The 19,174-nt window shown below is 72.3% G+C and carries 21 protein-coding genes and 4 tRNA genes; 8 read left to right on the forward strand and 17 right to left on the reverse strand.

Going from position 1 to position 19,174, the window contains the following annotated elements; translation table 11 throughout:
- Positions 1-6: 6 nt before the first annotated feature.
- The 4 genes from DQ239_RS05650 to DQ239_RS05665 form a co-directional block, all read right to left on the reverse strand.
- Positions 7-558 (reverse strand): MOSC N-terminal beta barrel domain-containing protein, encoded by a 552-nt coding sequence (locus tag DQ239_RS05650; RefSeq protein WP_113833444.1) that lies wholly within the window; start codon positions 556-558, stop codon positions 7-9.
- Positions 555-971 carry an HNH endonuclease gene (locus DQ239_RS05655; protein ID WP_158544787.1) on the reverse strand — a complete coding sequence of 139 codons (417 nt, stop codon included), beginning with the start codon at positions 969-971 and terminating at the stop codon, positions 555-557. Before DQ239_RS05655 ends, DQ239_RS05650 begins: the two co-directional genes overlap by 4 nt.
- A gap of 98 nt (positions 972-1,069) precedes the next feature.
- Positions 1,070-1,141 (reverse strand) — tRNA-Val (locus DQ239_RS05660).
- Between the two features lie 41 nt (positions 1,142-1,182).
- Entirely contained in the window at positions 1,183-1,671 is a 489-nt protein-coding gene (locus tag DQ239_RS05665) for a PGPGW domain-containing protein (RefSeq protein ID WP_233488792.1), read from the reverse strand.
- Positions 1,672-1,909: 238 nt separating this feature from the next.
- Between DQ239_RS05665 and DQ239_RS05670 the strand changes: the two genes are divergently transcribed.
- From DQ239_RS05670 to DQ239_RS05685, 4 genes are all read left to right on the forward strand, one after another.
- Complete coding sequence (locus tag DQ239_RS05670) at positions 1,910-2,374, forward strand: SsgA family sporulation/cell division regulator (RefSeq protein WP_113833447.1); 465 nt, start codon at positions 1,910-1,912, stop codon at positions 2,372-2,374.
- Between the two features lie 96 nt (positions 2,375-2,470).
- A tRNA-Gly gene (locus tag DQ239_RS05675) sits at positions 2,471-2,542 on the forward strand.
- A gap of 41 nt (positions 2,543-2,583) precedes the next feature.
- A tRNA-Cys gene (locus tag DQ239_RS05680) sits at positions 2,584-2,654 on the forward strand.
- Positions 2,655-2,708: 54 nt separating this feature from the next.
- Positions 2,709-2,780, forward strand: a tRNA-Val gene (locus tag DQ239_RS05685).
- Positions 2,781-2,841: 61 nt separating this feature from the next.
- Here DQ239_RS05685 and DQ239_RS20830 read toward each other — a convergent pair.
- Complete coding sequence (locus DQ239_RS20830) at positions 2,842-3,603, reverse strand: GNAT family N-acetyltransferase (protein ID WP_233488794.1); 762 nt, start codon at positions 3,601-3,603, stop codon at positions 2,842-2,844.
- Complete coding sequence (gene coaE / locus DQ239_RS05695; RefSeq protein WP_113833448.1) at positions 3,596-4,192, reverse strand: dephospho-CoA kinase; 597 nt, start codon at positions 4,190-4,192, stop codon at positions 3,596-3,598. The genes DQ239_RS20830 and coaE overlap by 8 nt, the downstream gene beginning before the upstream one ends.
- 145 nt (positions 4,193-4,337) lie before the next feature.
- Between coaE and DQ239_RS05700 the strand changes: the two genes are divergently transcribed.
- Entirely contained in the window at positions 4,338-4,610 is a 273-nt protein-coding gene (locus DQ239_RS05700) for a hypothetical protein (protein WP_113833449.1), read from the forward strand.
- A gap of 233 nt (positions 4,611-4,843) precedes the next feature.
- Here the strand turns inward: DQ239_RS05700 and rpsA are convergent, their stop codons facing one another.
- Positions 4,844-6,313 (reverse strand): 30S ribosomal protein S1, encoded by a 1,470-nt coding sequence (gene rpsA, locus DQ239_RS05705; RefSeq protein ID WP_113833450.1) that lies wholly within the window; start codon positions 6,311-6,313, stop codon positions 4,844-4,846.
- A gap of 219 nt (positions 6,314-6,532) precedes the next feature.
- Between rpsA and DQ239_RS05710 the strand changes: the two genes are divergently transcribed.
- Complete coding sequence (locus DQ239_RS05710) at positions 6,533-7,384, forward strand: class I SAM-dependent methyltransferase (RefSeq protein ID WP_113833451.1); 852 nt, start codon at positions 6,533-6,535, stop codon at positions 7,382-7,384.
- Positions 7,384-7,791 carry a hypothetical protein gene (locus DQ239_RS05715; RefSeq protein WP_113833452.1) on the forward strand — a complete coding sequence of 136 codons (408 nt, stop codon included), beginning with the start codon at positions 7,384-7,386 and terminating at the stop codon, positions 7,789-7,791. The genes DQ239_RS05710 and DQ239_RS05715 overlap by 1 nt, the downstream gene beginning before the upstream one ends.
- 364 nt (positions 7,792-8,155) lie before the next feature.
- Here DQ239_RS05715 and DQ239_RS05720 read toward each other — a convergent pair whose 3' ends face one another.
- Genes DQ239_RS05720 through polA form a run of 3 tightly spaced genes read right to left on the reverse strand, consistent with a single transcriptional unit; the run spans position 8,156 to position 12,020 of the window.
- Positions 8,156-8,689 (reverse strand): GNAT family N-acetyltransferase, encoded by a 534-nt coding sequence (locus tag DQ239_RS05720; RefSeq protein ID WP_113833453.1) that lies wholly within the window; start codon positions 8,687-8,689, stop codon positions 8,156-8,158.
- A gap of 4 nt (positions 8,690-8,693) precedes the next feature.
- A complete protein-coding gene (locus DQ239_RS05725) occupies positions 8,694-9,224 on the reverse strand; it encodes a DUF1990 domain-containing protein (protein WP_233488796.1) in 531 nt (176 codons plus the stop codon).
- Between the two features lie 60 nt (positions 9,225-9,284).
- Positions 9,285-12,020: a DNA polymerase I gene (gene polA, locus DQ239_RS05730; RefSeq protein ID WP_113833454.1), complete on the reverse strand. Its 2,736-nt coding sequence runs from the start codon at positions 12,018-12,020 to the stop codon at positions 9,285-9,287.
- Positions 12,021-12,085: 65 nt separating this feature from the next.
- Here polA and DQ239_RS05735 point away from each other — a divergent pair, with 65 nt between their 5' ends.
- A complete protein-coding gene (locus DQ239_RS05735; protein WP_113833455.1) occupies positions 12,086-12,496 on the forward strand; it encodes a hotdog fold thioesterase in 411 nt (136 codons plus the stop codon).
- Here DQ239_RS05735 and DQ239_RS05740 read toward each other — a convergent pair.
- From DQ239_RS05740 to DQ239_RS05770, 7 genes are all read right to left on the reverse strand, one after another.
- Positions 12,480-13,097: a GNAT family N-acetyltransferase gene (locus tag DQ239_RS05740; protein ID WP_158544788.1), complete on the reverse strand. Its 618-nt coding sequence runs from the start codon at positions 13,095-13,097 to the stop codon at positions 12,480-12,482. The genes DQ239_RS05735 and DQ239_RS05740 overlap by 17 nt on opposite strands.
- 198 nt (positions 13,098-13,295) lie before the next feature.
- A complete protein-coding gene (locus tag DQ239_RS05745; protein ID WP_199582706.1) occupies positions 13,296-14,012 on the reverse strand; it encodes an ABC transporter ATP-binding protein in 717 nt (238 codons plus the stop codon).
- Positions 14,012-14,854 carry an ABC transporter ATP-binding protein gene (locus DQ239_RS05750; protein ID WP_113833457.1) on the reverse strand — a complete coding sequence of 281 codons (843 nt, stop codon included), beginning with the start codon at positions 14,852-14,854 and terminating at the stop codon, positions 14,012-14,014. The genes DQ239_RS05745 and DQ239_RS05750 overlap by 1 nt, the downstream gene beginning before the upstream one ends.
- Positions 14,847-16,034, reverse strand: a complete 1,188-nt coding sequence (locus tag DQ239_RS05755) for a branched-chain amino acid ABC transporter permease (RefSeq protein WP_113833458.1) — start codon at positions 16,032-16,034, stop codon at positions 14,847-14,849. The genes DQ239_RS05750 and DQ239_RS05755 overlap by 8 nt, the downstream gene beginning before the upstream one ends.
- Entirely contained in the window at positions 16,031-17,020 is a 990-nt protein-coding gene (locus DQ239_RS05760; protein WP_113833459.1) for a branched-chain amino acid ABC transporter permease, read from the reverse strand. Before DQ239_RS05760 ends, DQ239_RS05755 begins: the two co-directional genes overlap by 4 nt.
- Before the next feature lie 83 nt (positions 17,021-17,103).
- The gene (locus DQ239_RS05765; protein ID WP_199582708.1) at positions 17,104-18,261 is read right to left on the reverse strand and encodes a branched-chain amino acid ABC transporter substrate-binding protein; all 1,158 of its coding nucleotides are present in this window, start codon (positions 18,259-18,261) and stop codon (positions 17,104-17,106) included.
- 298 nt (positions 18,262-18,559) lie between these two features.
- Positions 18,560-19,159 (reverse strand): response regulator, encoded by a 600-nt coding sequence (locus tag DQ239_RS05770; RefSeq protein WP_113833460.1) that lies wholly within the window; start codon positions 19,157-19,159, stop codon positions 18,560-18,562.
- Positions 19,160-19,174 lie beyond the last annotated feature (15 nt).

Below are 19,174 nucleotides of genomic sequence, written 5' to 3' on the forward strand. Positions count from 1 at the left end.
CGGAGGCTAGAGCAGGACGGGGTCGCCGACGCCGATCTCGCCGGGCTGTCGCACCTCGGCGTAGACGCCCAGGCAGTGCTTCGGCGTGCGGGTGACGACGAGCTCGGCGGCGCCGATGCGCAGGCTCCGCCCGACCCAGGTGCGCTCGTCCTCGCCGTCGGCGAGGTCCAGCAGCACGTTGGCGCGGGGGTCGTCCGCGGAGCATCCCTCCGGCACGTCCCCGGCGGCCGCGCGGTCGATCGCCTGCCGGGAGACCAGGTGCACCGCCGCCACGTCGGCACCCGACCCGTCGGGGTTCGCGCGCAACCGCACCTCCCGGCCGGTCGCCGCAGAGACCGCTCGCGCGTCGGCGTCCGGGTTTCCTGTCGGCTGCACCCCGGCCATCACCGGCGCGGTCCGGGCGCGCACGACCTCACCGGTGGCCGCGTCGACCACCGTCCACGCCCGGTCGCCCTCCGGTCCCGTCGCCTGCAGCAGCACCCGGTCGCGCGCGGTCCCGCCCAGCGACTTCACCGGGTAGACCCAGATCCGCGCCACCCGTCCCGCAGTCGTCGTCACGACCCGACCCTAGGCCGGGAGCGCCCGCCCCTCACGCGGCGGCGCAGCCGGCGCAGCTGGGCGTCCAGGTAGGGCCGGGCGCGGCGCTGACCGCCCTCCCGGGCGATGACCTCGGCCAGCGCGGCCAGCGACCGGCCCAGCCGCGCCTCGTCCGGGCGCCAGTTCCGGCGGAGGCACTCCTCCAGCCACTCGACCGGCCCGCGGTGGCCGCGCTCGGCGTTGCAGCGACGGCAGGCCGCCACCTCGTTCTCCAGGCGCGAGGGGCCACCCTTCACGCGGGGCACCACGTGTTCGGTGGTGGGCGCGACCAGGCCCGCGAAGGCACGCCCGCACCAGATGCAGGTCGCGCCGTCCCGCTCGAGCACCGTGACCAGCCGCTGGGCGCGCGCGGACGGCGCGGGGCTGCGGGACATCGACTCCATGGTGCGCCGCGATCGGCTCCCGCGCCCGTGCCCGGGAACGACGCAGGGCCGGGTCCGCCCTCTCGGGTGGACCCGGCCCTGCGTGCCGGTGGGCGATACTGGGTTCGAACCAGTGACCTCTTCGGTGTGAACGAAGCGCTCTACCACTGAGCCAATCGCCCGGCACGGTCGCTCGCGACCGCGCTGCCATTCTGCCAGACGCTCACCGCCAGAGCGGTACCCACCCCGGCACCCAGTCGGGGACGCCGACGACGTGCAGCGTGATCACCAGGATGCCGTAGACGAAGGCGGCGGTGGCCAGCCCGAGGACCACCCGCACCCACACCGGCTGGGTGCCCACCCAGTCGCTCCAGCGGCTGACCTGCCGGCGGGTGCACTCGAGCAGCCGCTCGGCCCAGGTGAACTCGCTGGCCAGCACGAACAGTCCGGCGATCACGGTGAGCCAGCCCGGCCCGGGCAGCGGGATGGTCGCCAAGCCGAAGGCGACGATCACACCGCCGACGATCCCGACCCCCACCCGGTAGGCGTGGTTGGTGCTGCGCCGGGCCGCGAGCCGGCGGCGCCACTTCGTGTCGGCGACCCGCTCGCGCAGGCTGGTCACGTCGTCGCTGTCGTAGCGGGCGCGGCGGTCCTCGCGCGACTCGCGTCCGGGGCGCCGGTCCTGCGGGGCGACGGTCTCCTGTCCGCTCAACTCGCCACCCTCTCCCTCCGTGGGCGCTCCGCCCGCGGAACGACGCCCGAAGCCTACGTCCGCACGACCGCATCGACGGACCTCGGTGACCTCATCGGTCACGGCTGCCCCAATCCCGTTTCCGAAGCCTTCTCGGCGGACACACATGCAGTCATGACCGACATGCGAGGCCCGCGGGACGGATGTGACTGGAGTGACCAGCTGCGTCACTCCCCCAGCGGAACGTCGTTGACCTGACATGACCAACCGCTGGAACCCCGGTCACACCGCACCCGTCACGCTGCAGCTCATCGGCCCGCAGTCGTGGACCGAGGTGCCGGCACTGCTCTGCTACGACGCGTCGGACCCCTTCGCGGTCCGGATCGCCTTCGGTGACATCGGCGACGACAACGGCGTCGTGGACACCGACGACGGCATCGCCTGGCTGGTGAGCCGGGAGCTGCTGCAGGCCGGGCTCGACCGCCCCTCGGGCGAGGGCGATGTGCGCGTGTGGCCCAGCGCCTCCGCCACCGACGTGCTGTTCCTCCACCTGCGTGCGCCGTCGGGTGAGGCGCTGTTCGAGCTGTCGCGGGCCGTCGTCGCCGGCTTCCTCCGCCAGACGGAGGCCATGGTCCCGTCGGGCACGGAGAGCGAGCAGCTGCACCTGGACGACGAGCTGCACGTCCTGCTCTCCAACGGCGGAGCGGACCCCTCGGGCCGCTGACCTGCAGGAACGCTGCCGGGGCGCACCAGGCCGGACCACGCGGGGGACCCCCTCGTTGGATGCCGGAAAGCCGTCAGGTAACGTTCTCCCTGCAACGCGGATGTGGCTCAGTGGTAGAGCATCACCTTGCCAAGGTGAGGGTCGCGGGTTCGAATCCCGTCATCCGCTCGGAACCTCGGGCGCTGATCGAGAGATCGGCGCCCGCGTGCGGTGGAGTGGCCGAGAGGCGAGGCAACGGCCTGCAAAGCCGTCTACACGGGTTCAAATCCCGTCTCCACCTCGTTCTCCTCGCGGAGCACGAGCGCGGAGGAGGGACCGGTCGCGAGGCCGGGCCGGGCGATTGGCGCAGCGGTAGCGCGCTTCCCTGACACGGAAGAGGTCACTGGTTCGATCCCAGTATCGCCCACAACGCACAGAACCCCAGGACGCCGATCGGCGCCTGGGGTTCTGCCGTTCCAGGGGCCGAGCTAGCCGTCCAGCGCCAGCTCCCCGCGGACGCGGTCGCCTTCCGTCGCGGTGACGAAGCCCAGCGACCGGAGCAGCGCCACGGCGCCGCCGTTGCTGCTCGTCGTCTCGGCGACCACCGAGACGGCGCCGGCCTCGCGCGACCGCGCCAGCACCTGCTCGAGTGCCCGCCGGCCGACCCCTCGCCCGCGGGCGCCGCGCACCAGCCAGATGCCGGTCTCCAGCTCGCCGGGCTCACCCGTCCGCCGTAGCCGGACCCCGCCGACGACGCGAGAGCCCTGCGGGCCGTCACCGGTGACCTCGACGACCGCCCAGGTCGCCTCGCGCGCAGGTCCGTCGAGGCCGGCTCGCCGGTCGCGGTGGAAGGCGTGCAGCCACTCGATCCGCTCCGGGGTCCACCGCTCCCCCGGCGTCACCGGCGGCGTCACCTCGTCCGGCGTCGCGCCGTCCAGGGCGGCTGCGACCAGGAGGGCGAGCCGCGTCTCGGTGACCGGTGCGAGGTCGACGCCCACGAGCTCCCCCAACCGGCTGCGCTCGCGCCACCACCGGCGCCACGCGCGGATGCCGAGCGCCAGGGTTACCAGCGCCCCGGCGCTGAGCAACCACGACACCCAACCCGAGCTGCTGCTGGCCTTCCACCTGAGCGACGCCTGGAACCCCAGGGCTGCAGCTGCGAACAGCTGCACCGTCGCAGCGAGGCGGAGAGCCGCGACCTCGTCCCGCGCCTTGCGGCGGCGTCGGAGCAGCGACCCGGCGTCAGCCACGGGCGGGGACGACGCGTTCCTCCCAGAAGCGGTCCACCTGCTCGGCCAGCTGCTCGCGGGTGCCGCTGTTGTCCAGCACGACGTCGGCGACGGCACGGCGCTGCTCGTCGGTGGCCTGCGACGCGATCCGAGCGCGCGCGTCCTCCTCGGCCAGCCCGCGCCCCTGCAGGCGGGTCAGCCGGGTGGCGAGGTCGGCCTCCACGACGAGGACCAGGTCGTAGGTGCCCGCCTGACCGGTCTCCACCAGCAGGGGGACGTCGTTGATCAGGACGGCGTCCGACGGTGCCCCGGCCATCAGCTCCACGGACCGCTCGCGCACCAGCGGGTGGACGATGGCGTCCAGGCGCGCGCGGGCCTCGGGGTCGGTGAACACGACGGCCGCCAACGCCGGCCGGTCCAGCGATCCGTCCGCGGCCAGCACGCCCTCGCCGAAGGCGTCGACCACGGCGGCCAGCCCGGGCGTCCCGGGCTCGACGACCTCGCGGGCGATGCGATCGGCGTCGACGACGACCGCGCCGCGGGCAGCGAGCAACCCCGCCACGGTGCTCTTCCCCGAGCCGATCCCGCCGGTCAATCCGATCCGAAGCATGTGCGCAGAGTAGCGAGACGGGCGTTCCGACATCACGGAGAGGTAACACCGGCGCGTGGCGACCGGCGCGTCGCATCAGTCACACCTGTCACAGGACTTAACTTCGGTCCCGGCGATCTTCCCCGCCGAGAGAGGCAGAACCACCATGTCCCGTCACCAGACCACCGGCTCCGCGTCCCGTCGCGCCGTCTCCAGCGGCACCGGACGCCACCGCCTGGGTGCGGCCACCGGCATCCGCTGCGCCGACATCCCCGCCGTCCGCGAGCGCATGGCCCTTCAGCGCGCCGTTCCCGGACCGCGCAACGCCTTCCTGCGCTGGCTGGTGCAGACGCCTCCGGTCGGCCGGCACACCTGGGCCTTCCTCGCCGGCAACGGCGGCCGCCCCCGCACGGCCTTCGCCATCATCCTGAGCCTCTAGCCCTCGACCGCACGGAGCGGCGGCAGCGCCCAGGGGGGATCTGGGCCGTCGCCTTCCAACGCACGCGACGAAGCCCCCGTGGACCGGTGGTCCACGGGGGCTTCGTCGTCTGCCCTGCCACGTCGTCCCCGAGCGCGCCCCGGACATCGCACCCCGAACATGCCGGAGGCCCAGGACCACGTGGGTCCTGGGCCTCCGGGTCAGCGCTGGGCGATCAGCGCCGCACTAGCGGATCACTCGCCGCCGGCGAGCTTGGCCCGCAGCGCGGCCAGGGCCTCGTCGCTGGCCAGGGTGCCACCGGTGCTGGCGGTGGCGTCGGCACCAGCGGCGTCGTCGCTGGAGTAGCTGCCACCGGCCGCAGCCTCGGCGTCGGCCTCCTTGGCCGCCGCGATCTGCTTGCGGTGCGCCTCGAAGCGGGCCTGGGCCTCGGCGTACTGCTTCTCCCACGCCTCGCGGGCAGCGTCGAAGCCCTCGAGCCACTCACCCGTCTCCGGGTCGAAGCCCTCGGGGTAGATGTAGTTGCCCTGCTCGTCGTAGGACGCCGACATGCCGTAGGCGGCCGGGTCGAACTGCTCCTCGTCGCCGACGACGCCCTCGTTGGCCTGCTTGAGCGACAGCGAGATGCGACGGCGGTCCAGGTCGATGTCGATGACCTTGACCAGCAGCTCGTCGCCGACCTGCACGACCTGCTCCGGGATCTCCACGTGGCGCTCGGCCAGCTCGGAGATGTGCACCAGGCCCTCGATGCCCTCGTCGACGCGCACGAACGCACCGAACGGGACGAGCTTGGTGACCTTGCCCGGGACGACCTGACCGATCTGGTGCGTGCGGGCGAACTGACGCCACGGGTCCTCCTGCGTCGCCTTCAGCGACAGGGAGACCCGCTCGCGGTCCAGGTCGACGTCGAGGACCTCGACGGTGACCTCCTGGCCCACCTCGACGACCTCGGACGGGTGGTCGATGTGCTTCCAGGACAGCTCGGAGACGTGCACCAGACCGTCGACGCCGCCGAGGTCCACGAACGCACCGAAGTTGACGATCGAGGAGACGACGCCCGTGCGGACCTGACCCTTGGCGAGCTTGTTGAGGAACTCGCTGCGCACCTCGGACTGGGTCTGCTCCAGCCACTGGCGACGGGACAGCACGACGTTGTTGCGGTTCTTGTCGAGCTCGATGATCTTGGCCTCGAGCTCGCGGCCCACGTAGGGCTGCAGGTCGCGGACGCGGCGCATCTCGACCAGCGAGGCGGGGAGGAACCCGCGCAGGCCGATGTCGAGGATGAGGCCACCCTTGACGACCTCGATGACGGTGCCGGTGACGACCTCGTCGGCTTCCTTCTTGGCCTCGATCGTGCCCCAGGCGCGCTCGTACTGGGCGCGCTTCTTGGAGAGGATCAGCCGGCCTTCCTTGTCCTCCTTCTGGAGGACGAGGGCTTCCACCTCGTCGCCGACGCTGACGACCTCGTTGGGGTCGACGTCGTGCTTGATGGACAGCTCGCGCGAGGGGATGACGCCCTCGGTCTTGTAGCCGATGTCCAGCAGCACCTCGTCCCGGTCCACCTTGACGATGACGCCCTCGACGATGTCGCCATCGTTGAAGTACTTGATCGTCTGGTCGATGGCGGCGAGGAAGTCCTCGGCGCTACCGATGTCGTTGATGGCGACCTGGGGGGTGCTGGAAGGACGGACCTGAGTGGAGGTCATGTGGTTGGTTGCTCCGGACGGTTTATGCGTAGGGACAGGGACCCGCGGCCGGGAGGCCACGGGGGATGATCAGCGGGGGAAGCCGGCTCTGGCGTTCCCTGTGGGGAAAACCACGACAGACCTCTGGCGCATTCCTCATCGTACGGACGTCGGGACCCCTCGGTCCACCTGGGTCCACCACCCCTGCCGGCCGTTCCGGCGTGTCACGATCGGCGTGTCATGACCCACTCCCCTCCGACCGGCACCGGGCTGCCGCTGGGCGGTGACGGCTATCCCGCCGCCGGTGGCGTCGAGCGCCGTCCGGCCGGCCAGGACGAGTCCGCCCGCGCCAACCGCCGCTGGTGGGACGCCGCCGCGCCGGCCTACCTGGCCGAGCACGGCACCGACCTCGGCGACGCCGACTTCCTCTGGTGCCCGGAAGGCCTGCGCGAGGCCGAGGCGGGTCTGCTGGGCGACGTCGCGGGCCGACGCGTGGTGGAGATCGGGTGCGGCTCGGCCCCCTGTGCGCGCTGGCTCGCTCGCCGGGGGGCCGACGTCGTCGCGCTGGACATCTCCGGCGGCATGCTGGCCCGCGCCGCCGACCTGAACCGCGCCACGGGCATCGCCGTCCCCCTGCTGCAGGCCGACGCGGGCGCCCTCCCCCTGGCCGACGCCTCGGCCGACGTCGTCTGCTCTGCCTACGGCGGACTGCCGTTCGTCGCCGACGCCGGCGCGGTGCTGGCCGAGGTGACCCGGGTGCTGCGGCCCGGCGGGCGGTTCGTGGCGTCGGTGAACCACCCTCTGCGCTGGCCGTTACCCGACTCCCCCGAGCCGGACGACCTGCACGTCACCTCGTCCTACTTCGACCGGCGGCCCTACGTGGAGACCGACGGCTCGGGCCGGACCGTCTACGTCGAGCACCACCGGACGGTCGGTGACTGGGTGCGCGCCGTCGTCGGCGCGGGGCTGGTCCTGGAGGACCTGGTCGAGCCGGAGTGGACGCCGGGCCGGACGCAGACCTGGGGTCAGTGGTCCCCGGAGCGCGGCGCGCTCGTCCCCGGCACGCTGATCCTCGTGACGCGGAAAGCCTGATGCGCAAGCAGTACCACCTAAGTCCGGGCGGGCGAGCGTTCGACGCCTGGGACGTCGACCGGCTCATCCGGCTGTCCGCGGACCTCCCGGTGGTGGAGGTCCCGGTCAGCTCCTTCCGCGAGCTGGACACCCCGCACTGGTGGATGCCCGGGGACGCTCCGCTGACGGTGAACGACGTCATCACCCACATGCGCCTGGTCCGCGACGTCGACCCCGCGTACCCGGTGATCCTCGGCAGCGACGGCCGCGTCATGGACGGGATGCACCGCATCGCGCGCGCCGTGCTCGAGGAGCGGGAGACGATCCGCGCCGTCCGCTTCCCCGTGGACCCCGAGCCGGATGTCCGGAACTGCCGCCCCGAGGACCTGCCCTACGACGACCGGCCCGACCGGCCCGGGCACCCGTAGGCCGGCCCGACGCCGTAAACGGTGGGTCCGGTGACAGGAGCGTGGTGCCGGACGGACCTCAAGGGACCGGACCTCGACCTCTGGTAAAGGGTCAGACTCGCGGCGGTTGCGCGGCCAGGGTCGCCGCCCGGCTGCTCAGCCGGTCGGTGGTGCGGGCCGTCACCCGTCGCGCCTACTGGAACGAGAACCGGGAGAGCGTCGCCATGTGGCTGCGTGCCTCCCATCCGCTGCGCATCGTGCTCAACCGGGAGTTCTGGGCCAAGCGCCGGCGCACCGAGGCGGAGCTGGCGGGCGCGGCGGCACGTGGCGTCGTCGTAGTCCGGGGTGGTCCAGCCACACCTCGGCCCGCGCCCCGGGGAAACGCTCACCAGACGTCGCCGTCCCGCCAGTCGCAGGTCAGCTCACCGCGCGGGTCCAGCGGCACCGGACCGGGCAGCACGAACACCGATCCGTCGTCCTCCGGGGTCCGCCGCCTGCCCTCGGTCGTCAGCACTGACGTCGGTCCCTCCCACAGCAGCCACCCCCGCGCGGCGTACAGGCCGGCACCGTCCTCCGAGGCGCTCAGGGCGCCGAGCTCGTGGTCCGCGCGGATGACCGCCTCCAGGGCGTCCATCACCGCCGTCGCGATCCCCTGCCGGCGGGCGTCCGGCGCGACCGCGACCGCCTCCACGTAACCGGTCCGCAGCGACCTGCCGCCGTGCAGCAGCTGCCGTGGGACCACCGAGCCGTGGCCGACCAGCCGCTCCTCGTGGTGGACCAGGGCGTGCACCCCGCCCAGGGCGTGCGCGAAGTCCTCGTCGGCGAAGGCCCCGCCGAAGGCCGCGTCCAGCAGCGCGCGAACGGCCGCGAGCGCGGCGTCGTCGAGGTCCGGGGTGCGCCGGACCGCGGTCGTCGGCACGGGCTCAGCCCGCGGCCAGGGCGCGCGCGTACCGGCGGCGGTACCAGCGCTGAGCGACCAGCACGACCGGGAAGGCCAGGCGCCACGGCCCCTGTCCCGGGGCGGTGACCGAGCGCAGGGTCAGCCACACGCCACCGTCGGCGTCGCGGTGCAACACGAAGGCCTCCTCGCCCGAGACGGGGTGTCCCTCCAGCGTGCCGTAGGCGAACCCACAGCGGTCGGGCCGGTCGACGACTGCGACCACGCGGGCCGGCTCCCGGATCCGGAGCGGTCCGACACGGGCCACGAGCCAGTAGTCGGCGCCGTCCCGCACGCCGGGGTCGGACCCGGGGACGGGCTCGACCGCGAAGCCGCTGCGGGTCTTCACCCCCCAGCCGAGCAGCGCTGCCCGCGCCTGCGCCCAGCACGGGTCACCGCGGCCCACGCGCACGGTCCGCTCGTACCCGCGGCGGCCGCCCGGCGGGGACCAGGCCCCGTTGCCGGGCTGCGTGATCCCGGCGGGGCCGTAGGTCAACGCGCGCGCCGCCAGCGGCACGGCCCCGATGCAGGGACCCGCGCCGAGCCTACGAGGTGCGGGGGGCATCGGGGTCCTTTGTCAGTGCGCCGCGTCGTCCCAGGTGCGACCGAAGCCGACCGACACCTCCAGCGGTACCGACAGCTCGGCGGCGCCGGACATCTCGCGCCGCACCAGGGTCTCCAGGGCGTCCTTCTCCCCCGGTGCCACCTCGAGCACGAGCTCGTCGTGCACCTGCAGCAGCATCCGGGACTCCAGTCCCTCGGCGGCGATCGCCTTCTCCACGTTGAGCATCGCCACCTTGATGACGTCGGCCGCCGAGCCCTGGATGGGCGCGTTGAGCGCCATGCGCTCGGCCATCTGCCGGCGCTGACCGTTGTCGCTGGTCAGGTCGGGCAGGTAGCGCCGCCGGCTCAGCGTCGTCTCGGTGTAGCCGGTCCGCCGAGCCTCGTCCACGACACCGTCCAGGTAGTCGCGGATGCCGCCGAAGCGCTCGAAGTAGGCGTGCATCTGCTCGCGCGCCTCCTCGACCGAGATGCGCAGCTGCCCGGAGAGCCCGTAGGCGCTCAGCCCGTAGGCCAGGCCGTAGCTCATCGCCTTGATCCGGCGGCGCATCTCCGGGTCGACCTCGGAGATCGGGATGTCGAAGGCCCGGGAGGCGACGAAGGAGTGCAGGTCCTCCCCCGACGTGAACGCCTCGATCAGGCCCTCGTCGCCGGAGAGGTGCGCCATGATCCGCATCTCGATCTGGCTGTAGTCGGCCGTCATCAGCGACTCGTAGCCCTGGCCGACGACGAACGCCTGGCGGATGCGCCGGCCCTCCGCGGTGCGGATCGGGATGTTCTGCAGGTTCGGGTCGGTCGAGGAGAGCCGGCCGGTCGCGGCGATCGTCTGCTGGAACGTCGTGTGGATCCGCGAGGCGTCGTCGACCATCGGGATGAGGCCGTCGATGACCGTCCGCAGCCGGGTGACGTCGCGGTGGCGCAGCAGGTGCTCGAGGAAGGGGTGCCCCGTCGAGGCCAGCAGCGAGGTGAGCGCATCGGCGTCGGTGGTGTAGCCGGTCTTGTTCTTCTTCGTCTTCGGCAGCCCGAGTTCGTCGAAGAGCACCGCCTGCAGCTGCTTGGGCGAGCCGAGGTTCACCTCGCGGCCGATGACCGCGTACGCCTCGGCGGCCGCGGCGGCGACGCCGTCGGCGAACTCCTTCTGCAGCTCGTGCAGGAAGTCCAGGTCCACGGCGATGCCGCGGTACTCCATGGCCGCGAGCACCCGGGTCAGCGGCAGCTCGATCTGGCCGAGCAGCGCGTCGCCGCCCTTGGAGGCCAGCACCTGCTCCAGGGCGTCGGAGAGGTCGTTGACGGCCACGGCCTTGAGGACGTCGGCGTGCGCGGCCTCGCGGGCGACGTCGTCGTCGGTCGGGCCCAGCCCGTCCAGGGTGAGCTGGCTCTCGGGCTCGGCGGTGTCCTTGAGCTCGCGCCGCAGGTACCGGACGGCGAGGTCGCCCAGGTCGAACGACCGCTGCCCCGGCAGCGCCAGGTAGGCGGCCAGCGCGGTGTCGCTGACCACCCCGGCCAGCTCCCAGCCGCGGGCCCAGATCGCCAGCAGCGGCCCCTTCACCTCGTGCACGACCTTGGGCCGGTCGGCGTCGGCGAGCCAGGCGGCCAGCGCCTGCTCGTCGGCGACGTCGAGGCCGGGCCCCAGGTCGACGAAGGTGGCGTGGTCCTGGCCACCGGCCAGCGCGATGCCGGTCAGCTCGCCGGTGCCCCGCCCCCAGGTGCCGCGGAAGATGACGCCGGTGCGCCCGCGGGCGTGGGTGTCCAGCCACTCCCCCAGCTCCCCGCGGGCCAGCTCGTCGAGATCCACCTCGAAGCCGCCCTCGACCTCCGGCTCGGCGCTGGTGAGGGTGGCGAAGAGCCGGTCCCGCAGGACGCGGAACTGCAGGTTGTCGAAGAGGGTGTGCACCTCGTTGCGGTCCCACGGCTGCACCGCGAGGTCCTCGGGGCCGACCTCGAGCGGGACGTTGCGGTCCAGTTCGGTGAGCCGCCGGTTCTGCAGCACCGACGACAGGTGCTCGCGCAGCTTCTCGCCGACCTTGCCCTTCACGGTGTCGACCTGGTCGACCAGCGCGTCCAGCGAGCCGTACTCGCGGACCCACTTGGCGGCGGTCTTCTCGCCCACGCTCGGGATGCTCGGCAGGTTGTCGCTCGGGTCCCCTCGCAGGGCGGCGAAGTCGGGGTACTGCGTCGGCGTGAGGCCGTACTTCTCCTCGACCGCCTCCGGCGTGAACCGGACCATGTCGGAGACGCCCTTGCGGGGGTAGAGCACCGTGACGTGCTCGTTGACCAGCTGGAGGGCGTCCCGGTCGCCGGTGGCGATGAGCACGTCCATGCCCTGCTCCACCGCCTGCACCGTCAGCGTGGCGATGACGTCGTCCGCCTCGTAGCCCTCGGCGGTGATCACCGGGACGCGCAGGGCGCCCAGCACCTCCTGCACGAGGCTGACCTGCCCGCGGAAGTCCGTCGGGCTCTCGGCCCGGTTGGCCTTGTAGTCGGCGAAGATCTCGCTGCGGAAGGTCGTGCGGCCGACGTCGAAGGCCACGGCGAGGTGGGTGGGCTGCTCGTCGCGCAGGATGTTGATCAGCATCGACGTGAAGCCGTAGACCGCGTTCGTGGGCTGGCCGGTCGTCGTGGAGAAGTTCTCCACCGGCAGCGCGAAGAAGGCGCGGTAGGCCAGGGAGTGGCCGTCGAGCAGCAGCAGCCGCGGCCGCGTCCCGGTGCTCGAGGGGGCGGCGGGCGCGGAGGTGGAGACCGGAGCGGACATCGACGGCAACTCTAGTTGCGGGCACCGACACCCGGGGCGCCCTGCCCGCTGGCTACGGTGCCGGGGTGACCACTGCACCCCCCGAATGGCTGCCGGGCAGCATGCGGAGCCCGCTGGACGACAAGCTCGGCATCGAGGTCGTCGACTTCGACCCCGACCGGCTGGTCGCGACCATGCCGGTCGCCGGCAACGAGCAGCCCTTCGGCCTGCTGCACGGCGGGGCGACCTGCGCCCTGGTGGAGACCATCGGGTCGGTGGCCGCGGCCGTGGGTGCCGGACCCGGTAAGCAGGTCGTCGGCATCGAGCTCAACGCCAGCTACCTGCGGGCCGCGACCTCGGGCACGGTGACCGCCGTCTGCACGCCGGTGCGCCGCGGCCGCACGCTGTCGACGTTCCTCATCGAGGTGACCGACGACGCCGGCCGGACGACCGCGACCGCCCGGCTGACGTGCATGACCCTCACCGACCGGCAGTAGCCGAGGGCAGCGGGGCGACGCGTCGCCGGCCGACGGCGGCGACCCGCCGCGGCAGCGGGACGATGCCCAGGCGGCGGCGCTGCCAGGCCGCGAGCGACCGGCCCAGCGTGTGCACGGAGGCGATGCGCCGGGTGGTCAGCGGCGCGAACCCCATGCGGGCGAAGAAGCGCTGGCGGTCGGCCTCCTGGGTCACTGCGGCGACGACGTGGGATGCGCCGTTCTCCGCCGCGTAGGCCGCCGACGCGGCCAGCAGGGCGGCGCCGACGCCGGCCCTCCGGTGCTCGCGGTGCACCACGAAGGTGTCCACCGTGACCTGCGGCGTCCCGAGCACGAGGGACAACGGGTCCAGGCCCAGCACCGCGAGGCCCACCGCGATCTCGCCGTCGTCGGTGGGGAGGACGGCGAGCACGACCCGGTGGCCGGTGTCGTCGAGGAGCCGGCGGAAGCCGGCGCCTGCCGCGTGCACCGGCGGGTGCCCGGTCAGCACCTCCTCGGTGTGGGACTCGGCCCGGTGCTGTCGGACCAGCTCGAGGACGACCGGCAGGTCCACGGGTCGCGCGACCCGCGTGACGACCTTGGAACGCGATGCGAACCCGGGCACAGCTGCCTCCCCTGACGAGTTGAGCGCAGCGTGCACCGGCGTGCACGACCGGAAGCGACGACGCGCCGCCCGGTGTGACGGACGGGACGCGCGGTGCGAGTCGCGACCGCACGGTGAGCAACCGGGTCGGGCCGGACGCGACGGGGCCCGGGTGTCCGCTCGACACCCGGGCCCCGGCGGAGCTGCTGCGTCAGCGGGTCAGACGTCCCCACCGAGGTAGGCAGCCCGGACGCTGTCGTCGGCCGCCAGCTCCTGACCGGTGCCGGTGCGGACCACCTCGCCGGTCTCCAGGATGTAGGCCTTGTCGGCGATCTTCAACGCCTGCGCGGCGTTCTGCTCCACCAGCAGGACCGTGGTGCCCTGCTCGCGGATGTCGATGATGATCGAGAAGATCTGCTGGATCAGCTTCGGCGCGAGCCCCATCGACGGCTCGTCGAGCAGCAGCAGCGTGGGGCGGGACATGAGCGCCCGGCCGATGGCCAGCATCTGCTGCTCACCGCCGGACATCGTCCCGGCCAGCTGGTCCCGCCGCTCGTGGAGCCGCGGGAACAGCCCGAAGACCCGCTCGAGGTCCCCCGAGCGCGTCTTCGCCCGGTCGGCCCGCGAGTAGGCGCCCATGTCCAGGTTCTCGACGACGCTCATGCCCGGGAAGATGCGCCGGCCCTCGGGCGACTGGCTGATCCCCAGCGGCACCCGCTCGTGCGAGGCCATGTGGGTGATGTCCTTGCCCTGGAACCGGACCGAGCCGGCCCGCACCTTGCGCAGCCCCGACAGGGTCTTCAGCGTCGTCGTCTTGCCCGCGCCGTTCGCGCCGATGAGGGTGACCATCGACCCCTGCTCGACGCTGAAGGTGATGTCGCGGATGGCCTCGATGCGCCCGTAGTTGACGCACAGCCCGTCGACCTCGAGCAGCATCAGAGCGTCCCCTCCTGGTGGAAATCCTCGACGTCGTCGGCCTCGGTGCCGAGGTAGGCGGCGATGACCGCCGGGTCGCTGCGGACCTCGGCGGGCGACCCCTCGGCGATCTTGCGGCCGAACTCGAGGACGGCGACGCGGTCGCTGACCCCCATGACCAGGCCCATGTCGTGCTCGATCAGCAGCACGGTGAGGCCGCGGTCGCGAATCCGCCGGATCAGGTCCATCAGCTGGGCCTTCTCGGCGGGGTTGAAGCCCGCGGCCGGCTCGTCCAAGCAGAGCAGCCGCGGCTTGGTCGCCATGGCGCGGGCGATCTCCAGGCGGCGCTGCTCGCCGTAGGAGAGGTTGCGCGCCAGCTCGTCGGCCCGCCGCTCCAGCCCGAGGAACCGCATGACCTCGCGAGCGGTCTGCTCGCCCTCGCGCTCCTCGCGGCGGTGCCGCGGCGACCGCACGAGCGCGTCGATGACGTTGGTGCGGTGGTGGGCGTCGGCACCGACCAGGACGTTCTCCAGCGCCGTCATGTTGCCGAACAGCCGGATGTTCTGGAACGTGCGCGCGATGCCGAGCCGGGTGATCGCGAAGCGCTTGCGGCGGCCCAGCGGCTCCCCGGCGAAGCGGACCTCGCCGGAGGTGGGCTGGTAGACGCCGGTCATCACGTTGAAGCACGTCGTCTTGCCGGCGCCGTTCGGCCCGATGAGCCCGAGGATCTCGCCCTCGCGGACATCGAAGCTGACGCCGTCCAGCGCCTTGAGGCCTCCGAACTGGATGCTGACGTCGTCCAGGGACAGCAGCGCCGCTCCGTTGCGGGCGGTGGGCTGCGCCTCCAGGGCGGTGCTAGGCACGGGCGGTTCCCTCCTCGAGGGCGTCTAGTTGCTCGTCGACGGCCTGCGCGCGCCGGGCGCGCCGCGGCGGGATGAGTCCCTGCGGCCGGTAGTTCGCCAGGATCAGCAGGGCCAGCCCGAAGACCAGCAGGCGCCACTCCTCGAAACCGCGGAAGCGCTCCGGCAGGTAGGCCACCACGATGGCGCCCAGGATGACGCCGTACCGGTTGCCGGCACCACCGACGACGACGGCGGCGACGAACAGGATGCTCAGCAGCAGCAGGAACGACTCGGGGTTGATGAACCCCTGGCGCGAGGCGAACAGCGCGCCGGAGAGCCCACCGATGAACGCTCCGCAGGCGAACGCGAGCAGCTTGAACTTGAACGTCGGCACGCCCATGAGCTCGGCGGCGTCCTCGTCCTCGCGGGTGGCCTCCCACGCCCGGCCGATGCGCGAGAGCCGCAGCATCCGGTCGGCACCCAGCACGAGGAAGATGACCGTGAGCATCAACCAGTAGTAGGGCGCCTGGTCGGCCACGCCGAAGACGAGGAACGTCGTCGTGTCGTCGAGGTCGACGACCGCCGTCGCACCCGACCACTGGAGGTGCGGGATGTCGAACAGTTCCACGCTGGGGGGCCGCGGCACCCCGGTGATGCCCCGGGCCGCGCCGAGCCACTCGGTGTTCAGGGCGGTCAGCCGGATGATCTCGCCGAACCCGAGCGTCACGATCGCGAGGTAGTCACCGCGCACGCGCAGGGTCGGCGCACCCAGCAGGACGCCGGAGATCGTCGTGAGGAACACGGCCAGCGGGATGAGCACCCACCAGGACAGCTGCGCCTGGAGGGAGCCGAAGACCGCCACCGTGTACGCGCCGATCGCGTAGAAGCCGACGTAGCCCAGGTCGAGCAGGCCGGCGTAGCCCAGGACGATGTTCAGCCCCAGCGCGACGAGCACGTAGCTCGCCACGGTGAACAGCACCGCGCCGAAGTCGGTGTCCGGCGTGCTGATCAGCGGGATCTCGAGCAGCGGCAGGGCGTAGAGGAACAGCACGAACAGGCCGGTCAGGGCCAGCTTCACCGGCCTGGGCAGCCCGGCGACGCGCTGCGCGAGCGCACCGCGGTCCCAGCCCAGGCGCGGGCCCCGGCCTCCGGAGCGTGCGACCGCCGACTCGGTGTCGGGGGATGCCTTTCCCTGGGTCATGCGCGGGCCCTCCCCAGGCTCTCGCCGAGCAGTCCGGTGGGCCGGAACAGCAGGATGACGACCAGCAGGAGGAACGCGACGACGTCGCGCCACTCGGAACCGATCAGGGCAGAACCGTAGTTCTCCGCGAGGCCGAGCACGAACCCGCCCAGCAGCGCACCGCGGATGTTGCCGATGCCCCCGAGGACGGCGGCGGTGAACGCCTTCACGCCCAGCAGGAAGCCCGCGTTCCAGCGGGTGACGCCGAACCGCATCAGGTAAAGCAGCGCGGCCGCACCGGCCATGATCCCGCCGACGAGGAACGTCGCGCGGATGATCCGGTTGCGGTTGACGCCCATGAGCGCCGCCGCCTCGGAGTCCTGCGCGACCGCGCGGATGCCGCGACCGGTGCGCGTGCGACGGATGAACTGGTCGAGCGCCACCATCATCAGGATGGCGCTGACGATGATGATGATGTCGACGTTGCTGACCGTGTAGCCGCCCACGGTGAACACGCCCTCGGTCTGGAGGGGGTTCTGGAAGCGGGTGTTGTCACGCGCCGAGCGGACGTAGGGGTCCAGCGTGTCCCGCAGCCCGAAGAAGTCGGCGATGCGGTCGCGCAGGCCCATGAACTCCGCCAGCGCGAAGCTGGCGCCGATGGCGCTGATGAGCGCGACGAGCTTGGGGGCGTCCAGCCGGATCAGCCGGCGGTAGGCCACGCGCTCGAGGAGCAGGGCGACGCCGCCGCTCACGGCCATCGCCGCGAGCAGGGCCAGCAGCAGGACACCGATGACGATCGGCAGGGCGCTGCCGGGGGCGACGCCCAGGGCGACGGTCACCCAGACCGCCGCGAAGCTGCCGAACATCCAGACTTCGGAGTGGGCGAAGTTGATCAGCTGGAGCACGCCGTAGACCAGCGTGTAGCCGAGGGCGACGAGGCCGTAGACGGCGCCGAGCACGAGACCTGTGACGGTCAGCTCGACGAAGTTGTCGATCAGGAAGGACACGGGGTCTCCGGGTTGCAGGTGGCGACGCGGCCGGGTCCCCTCAGCAAGGGGGCCCGGCCGCGTCCTGGTGTGTCAGCAGTAGATCAGTTGGTCTCGATCTCCTGGTCGGCGACGATCTCGCCGTTCTCCACCTTGTAGGCCCACACGGTGATGTTCTCGACCTCGCCGTCCTCGTCGAACTTCACGGTCTTGGTGGTCTGCTCACCGTCGTAGTCGTTGACCCACTCGAGCAGGGACTCGCGGTCGGTGTTGCCGTCGAGGATGCCCTCGAGGAACACGTTGGCCGCGTCGTAGGCCTCGGCCGAGTACGTGGCCGGAGCGGTGTCGTAGGCCGCCTGGTAGGCGTCGAAGAACTCCTGGCTCTCCTCCGGGGGGAGGCAGGGGCAGGTGATGATCGTGCCCTCGGCCGCGTCACCGGCGGCCTCGATGAAGCCGGGGTCCTTCACGCCGTCGGCGACGACGAACGTCGCGTCGACACCGCCGCCTCGCATCTGCTGGACCAGCAGGCCGGCCTCGGCGTAGTACCCGCCGAAGAAGACCGCCTCGGCGCCGGAGTCGCGGATCGCGGTGACGGTCGCGGAGAAGTCCGTCTGACCGGTCTGGATCGTGTCGGTGCCCACGACGGCGTCGCCGAGGTCCTCCTCGACGATCGTGGCCAGGCCGGCACCGTAGGCCGAGGCGTCGTCGACGACGAAGACGCTTTGGCTCTGCAGCACGTCCTGGATGTAGGACGCCGCCGCCGGGCCCTGGCTGTCGTCGTTGCCGAGGATGCGGTGGAAGGTGTCCCAGCCGTTGGAGGCCAGGTCGGGGTTCGTGGCCGACGCGGTGATGGTGGGCAGGCCACCCTCGGCGAAGATCGGGCCGGCGGTGTCGGACTCACCCGAGAAGGCGGGGCCGACGATGCCGATGACGGTCTCGTCGCCGATCGCCTGGGTCGCCAGACCGGTCGCCTGGTTGGGGTCGCCGGCGGAGTCGTACTCCTCCAGGCCCACCTGGCAGTCGGCGTTCTCGTCGTTGAACTGGTTGACCGCCAGCTCGACGCCGTTGCGGATGTTGATGCCGAGATTCGCCGCGGCGCCGGTCAGGGCACCGAAGTAGCCGATCGCGACGTCCTCGCAGGTGCCGGCCTCGCCGCCACCGCTGCCCGAGGCCTCCTCGTCGTCGCCGCCCGAGGTGCCGCAGGCGGTGAGCGCCAGCGCCATGGCGAGCAGGGGCGCGCCCGTCTTGACCGAGAAACGCACATGTCCTCCAGAGCCAGATCGGCGGGCCGCGCATCGGCCTCGCCGGTGGTCGTTCTGCCGTCCCGGTGGGAGCGGCTGGCAAACACTAGGGCGCTACCGGCACCAGTTCGATCGGCCGGGGTCGTTTCGTGACCGTCTCGTGATCGCCCGGTGCGGCGCCGGTGGACGGGGTGCTATCGCCGTGCGTCACAGCTGCACGAATGGCGACCGTCGCTTCGCAGGCGAAGGCGCTCCCTGGCCGAAGATCGGCAGGAAAGACGCGAATCGGAGCGGTTGGACCGATGGGGCGGAACGGCGCTCAGGCGTTGCCCGGCACCGGCGGGGCGTCGGCGGCGAGGATCCGCTCCGCGAGCGCCTTCATCGACGTCCGCTCGTCCATCGCGGTGCGCTGCAGCCAGCGGAAGGCCTCCGGCTCGGTCATGCCGCGCTCGGCCATCAACCGGCCCTTGGCCTTCTCGACCACCTGCCGGGCCGCCAGCCGCTCCTGCAGCGTCCGGACCTCGCCGTCCAGCGCGGACATCTCCGCGAACCGGGCGCGTGCCACCTCGATGGCGGGCACGAGGTCATTCTTCGAGAACGGCTTGACCAGGTACGCCATGGCGCCGGCGTCCCGGGCTCGCTCGACCAGCTCGCGCTGGCTGAACGCCGTCAGCACGATCACCGGGGCGATGCGGGCCGAGGCGATCTGCTCGGCCGCGGACAGCCCGTCCAGCACCGGCATCTGGATGTCGAGGATCACCAGGTCCGGCGCCAGCTCCGCGGCGCGGTCGACCGCCTGCTGCCCGTCGCCCACCTCGGCGACGACCTCGTACCCCTCCTCCTCGAGCATCTCCTTGAGATCGAGACGGATGAGTGCTTCGTCCTCGGCGATGACAACTCTGGCCGGCGCGCTGCTCACGGGCCGAGCCTAGCG

It is taken from the genome of Blastococcus sp. TF02-09 (assembly GCF_003319105.1).
Lineage (GTDB): Bacteria > Actinomycetota > Actinomycetes > Mycobacteriales > Geodermatophilaceae > Blastococcus.

What these genes read in the sequence shown, in the direction of transcription:
- DQ239_RS05655 (WP_158544787.1), bottom strand. Translation starts at nt 971, where the DNA reads ATGTCCCGCAGCCCCGCGCCGTCCGCGCGCGCCCAGCGGCTGGTCACG.
- DQ239_RS05670 (WP_113833447.1), top strand. Translation starts at nt 1,910, where the DNA reads ATGACCAACCGCTGGAACCCCGGTCACACCGCACCCGTCACGCTGCAG.
- coaE (WP_113833448.1), bottom strand. Translation starts at nt 4,192, where the DNA reads ATGCTTCGGATCGGATTGACCGGCGGGATCGGCTCGGGGAAGAGCACC.
- DQ239_RS05700 (WP_113833449.1), top strand. Translation starts at nt 4,338, where the DNA reads ATGTCCCGTCACCAGACCACCGGCTCCGCGTCCCGTCGCGCCGTCTCC.
- rpsA (WP_113833450.1), bottom strand. Translation starts at nt 6,313, where the DNA reads ATGACCTCCACTCAGGTCCGTCCTTCCAGCACCCCCCAGGTCGCCATC.
- DQ239_RS05710 (WP_113833451.1), top strand. Translation starts at nt 6,533, where the DNA reads ATGACCCACTCCCCTCCGACCGGCACCGGGCTGCCGCTGGGCGGTGAC.
- DQ239_RS05715 (WP_113833452.1), top strand. Translation starts at nt 7,384, where the DNA reads ATGCGCAAGCAGTACCACCTAAGTCCGGGCGGGCGAGCGTTCGACGCC.
- polA (WP_113833454.1), bottom strand. Translation starts at nt 12,020, where the DNA reads ATGTCCGCTCCGGTCTCCACCTCCGCGCCCGCCGCCCCCTCGAGCACC.
- DQ239_RS05745 (WP_199582706.1), bottom strand. Translation starts at nt 14,012, where the DNA reads ATGCTGCTCGAGGTCGACGGGCTGTGCGTCAACTACGGGCGCATCGAG.
- DQ239_RS05755 (WP_113833458.1), bottom strand. Translation starts at nt 16,034, where the DNA reads ATGACCCAGGGAAAGGCATCCCCCGACACCGAGTCGGCGGTCGCACGC.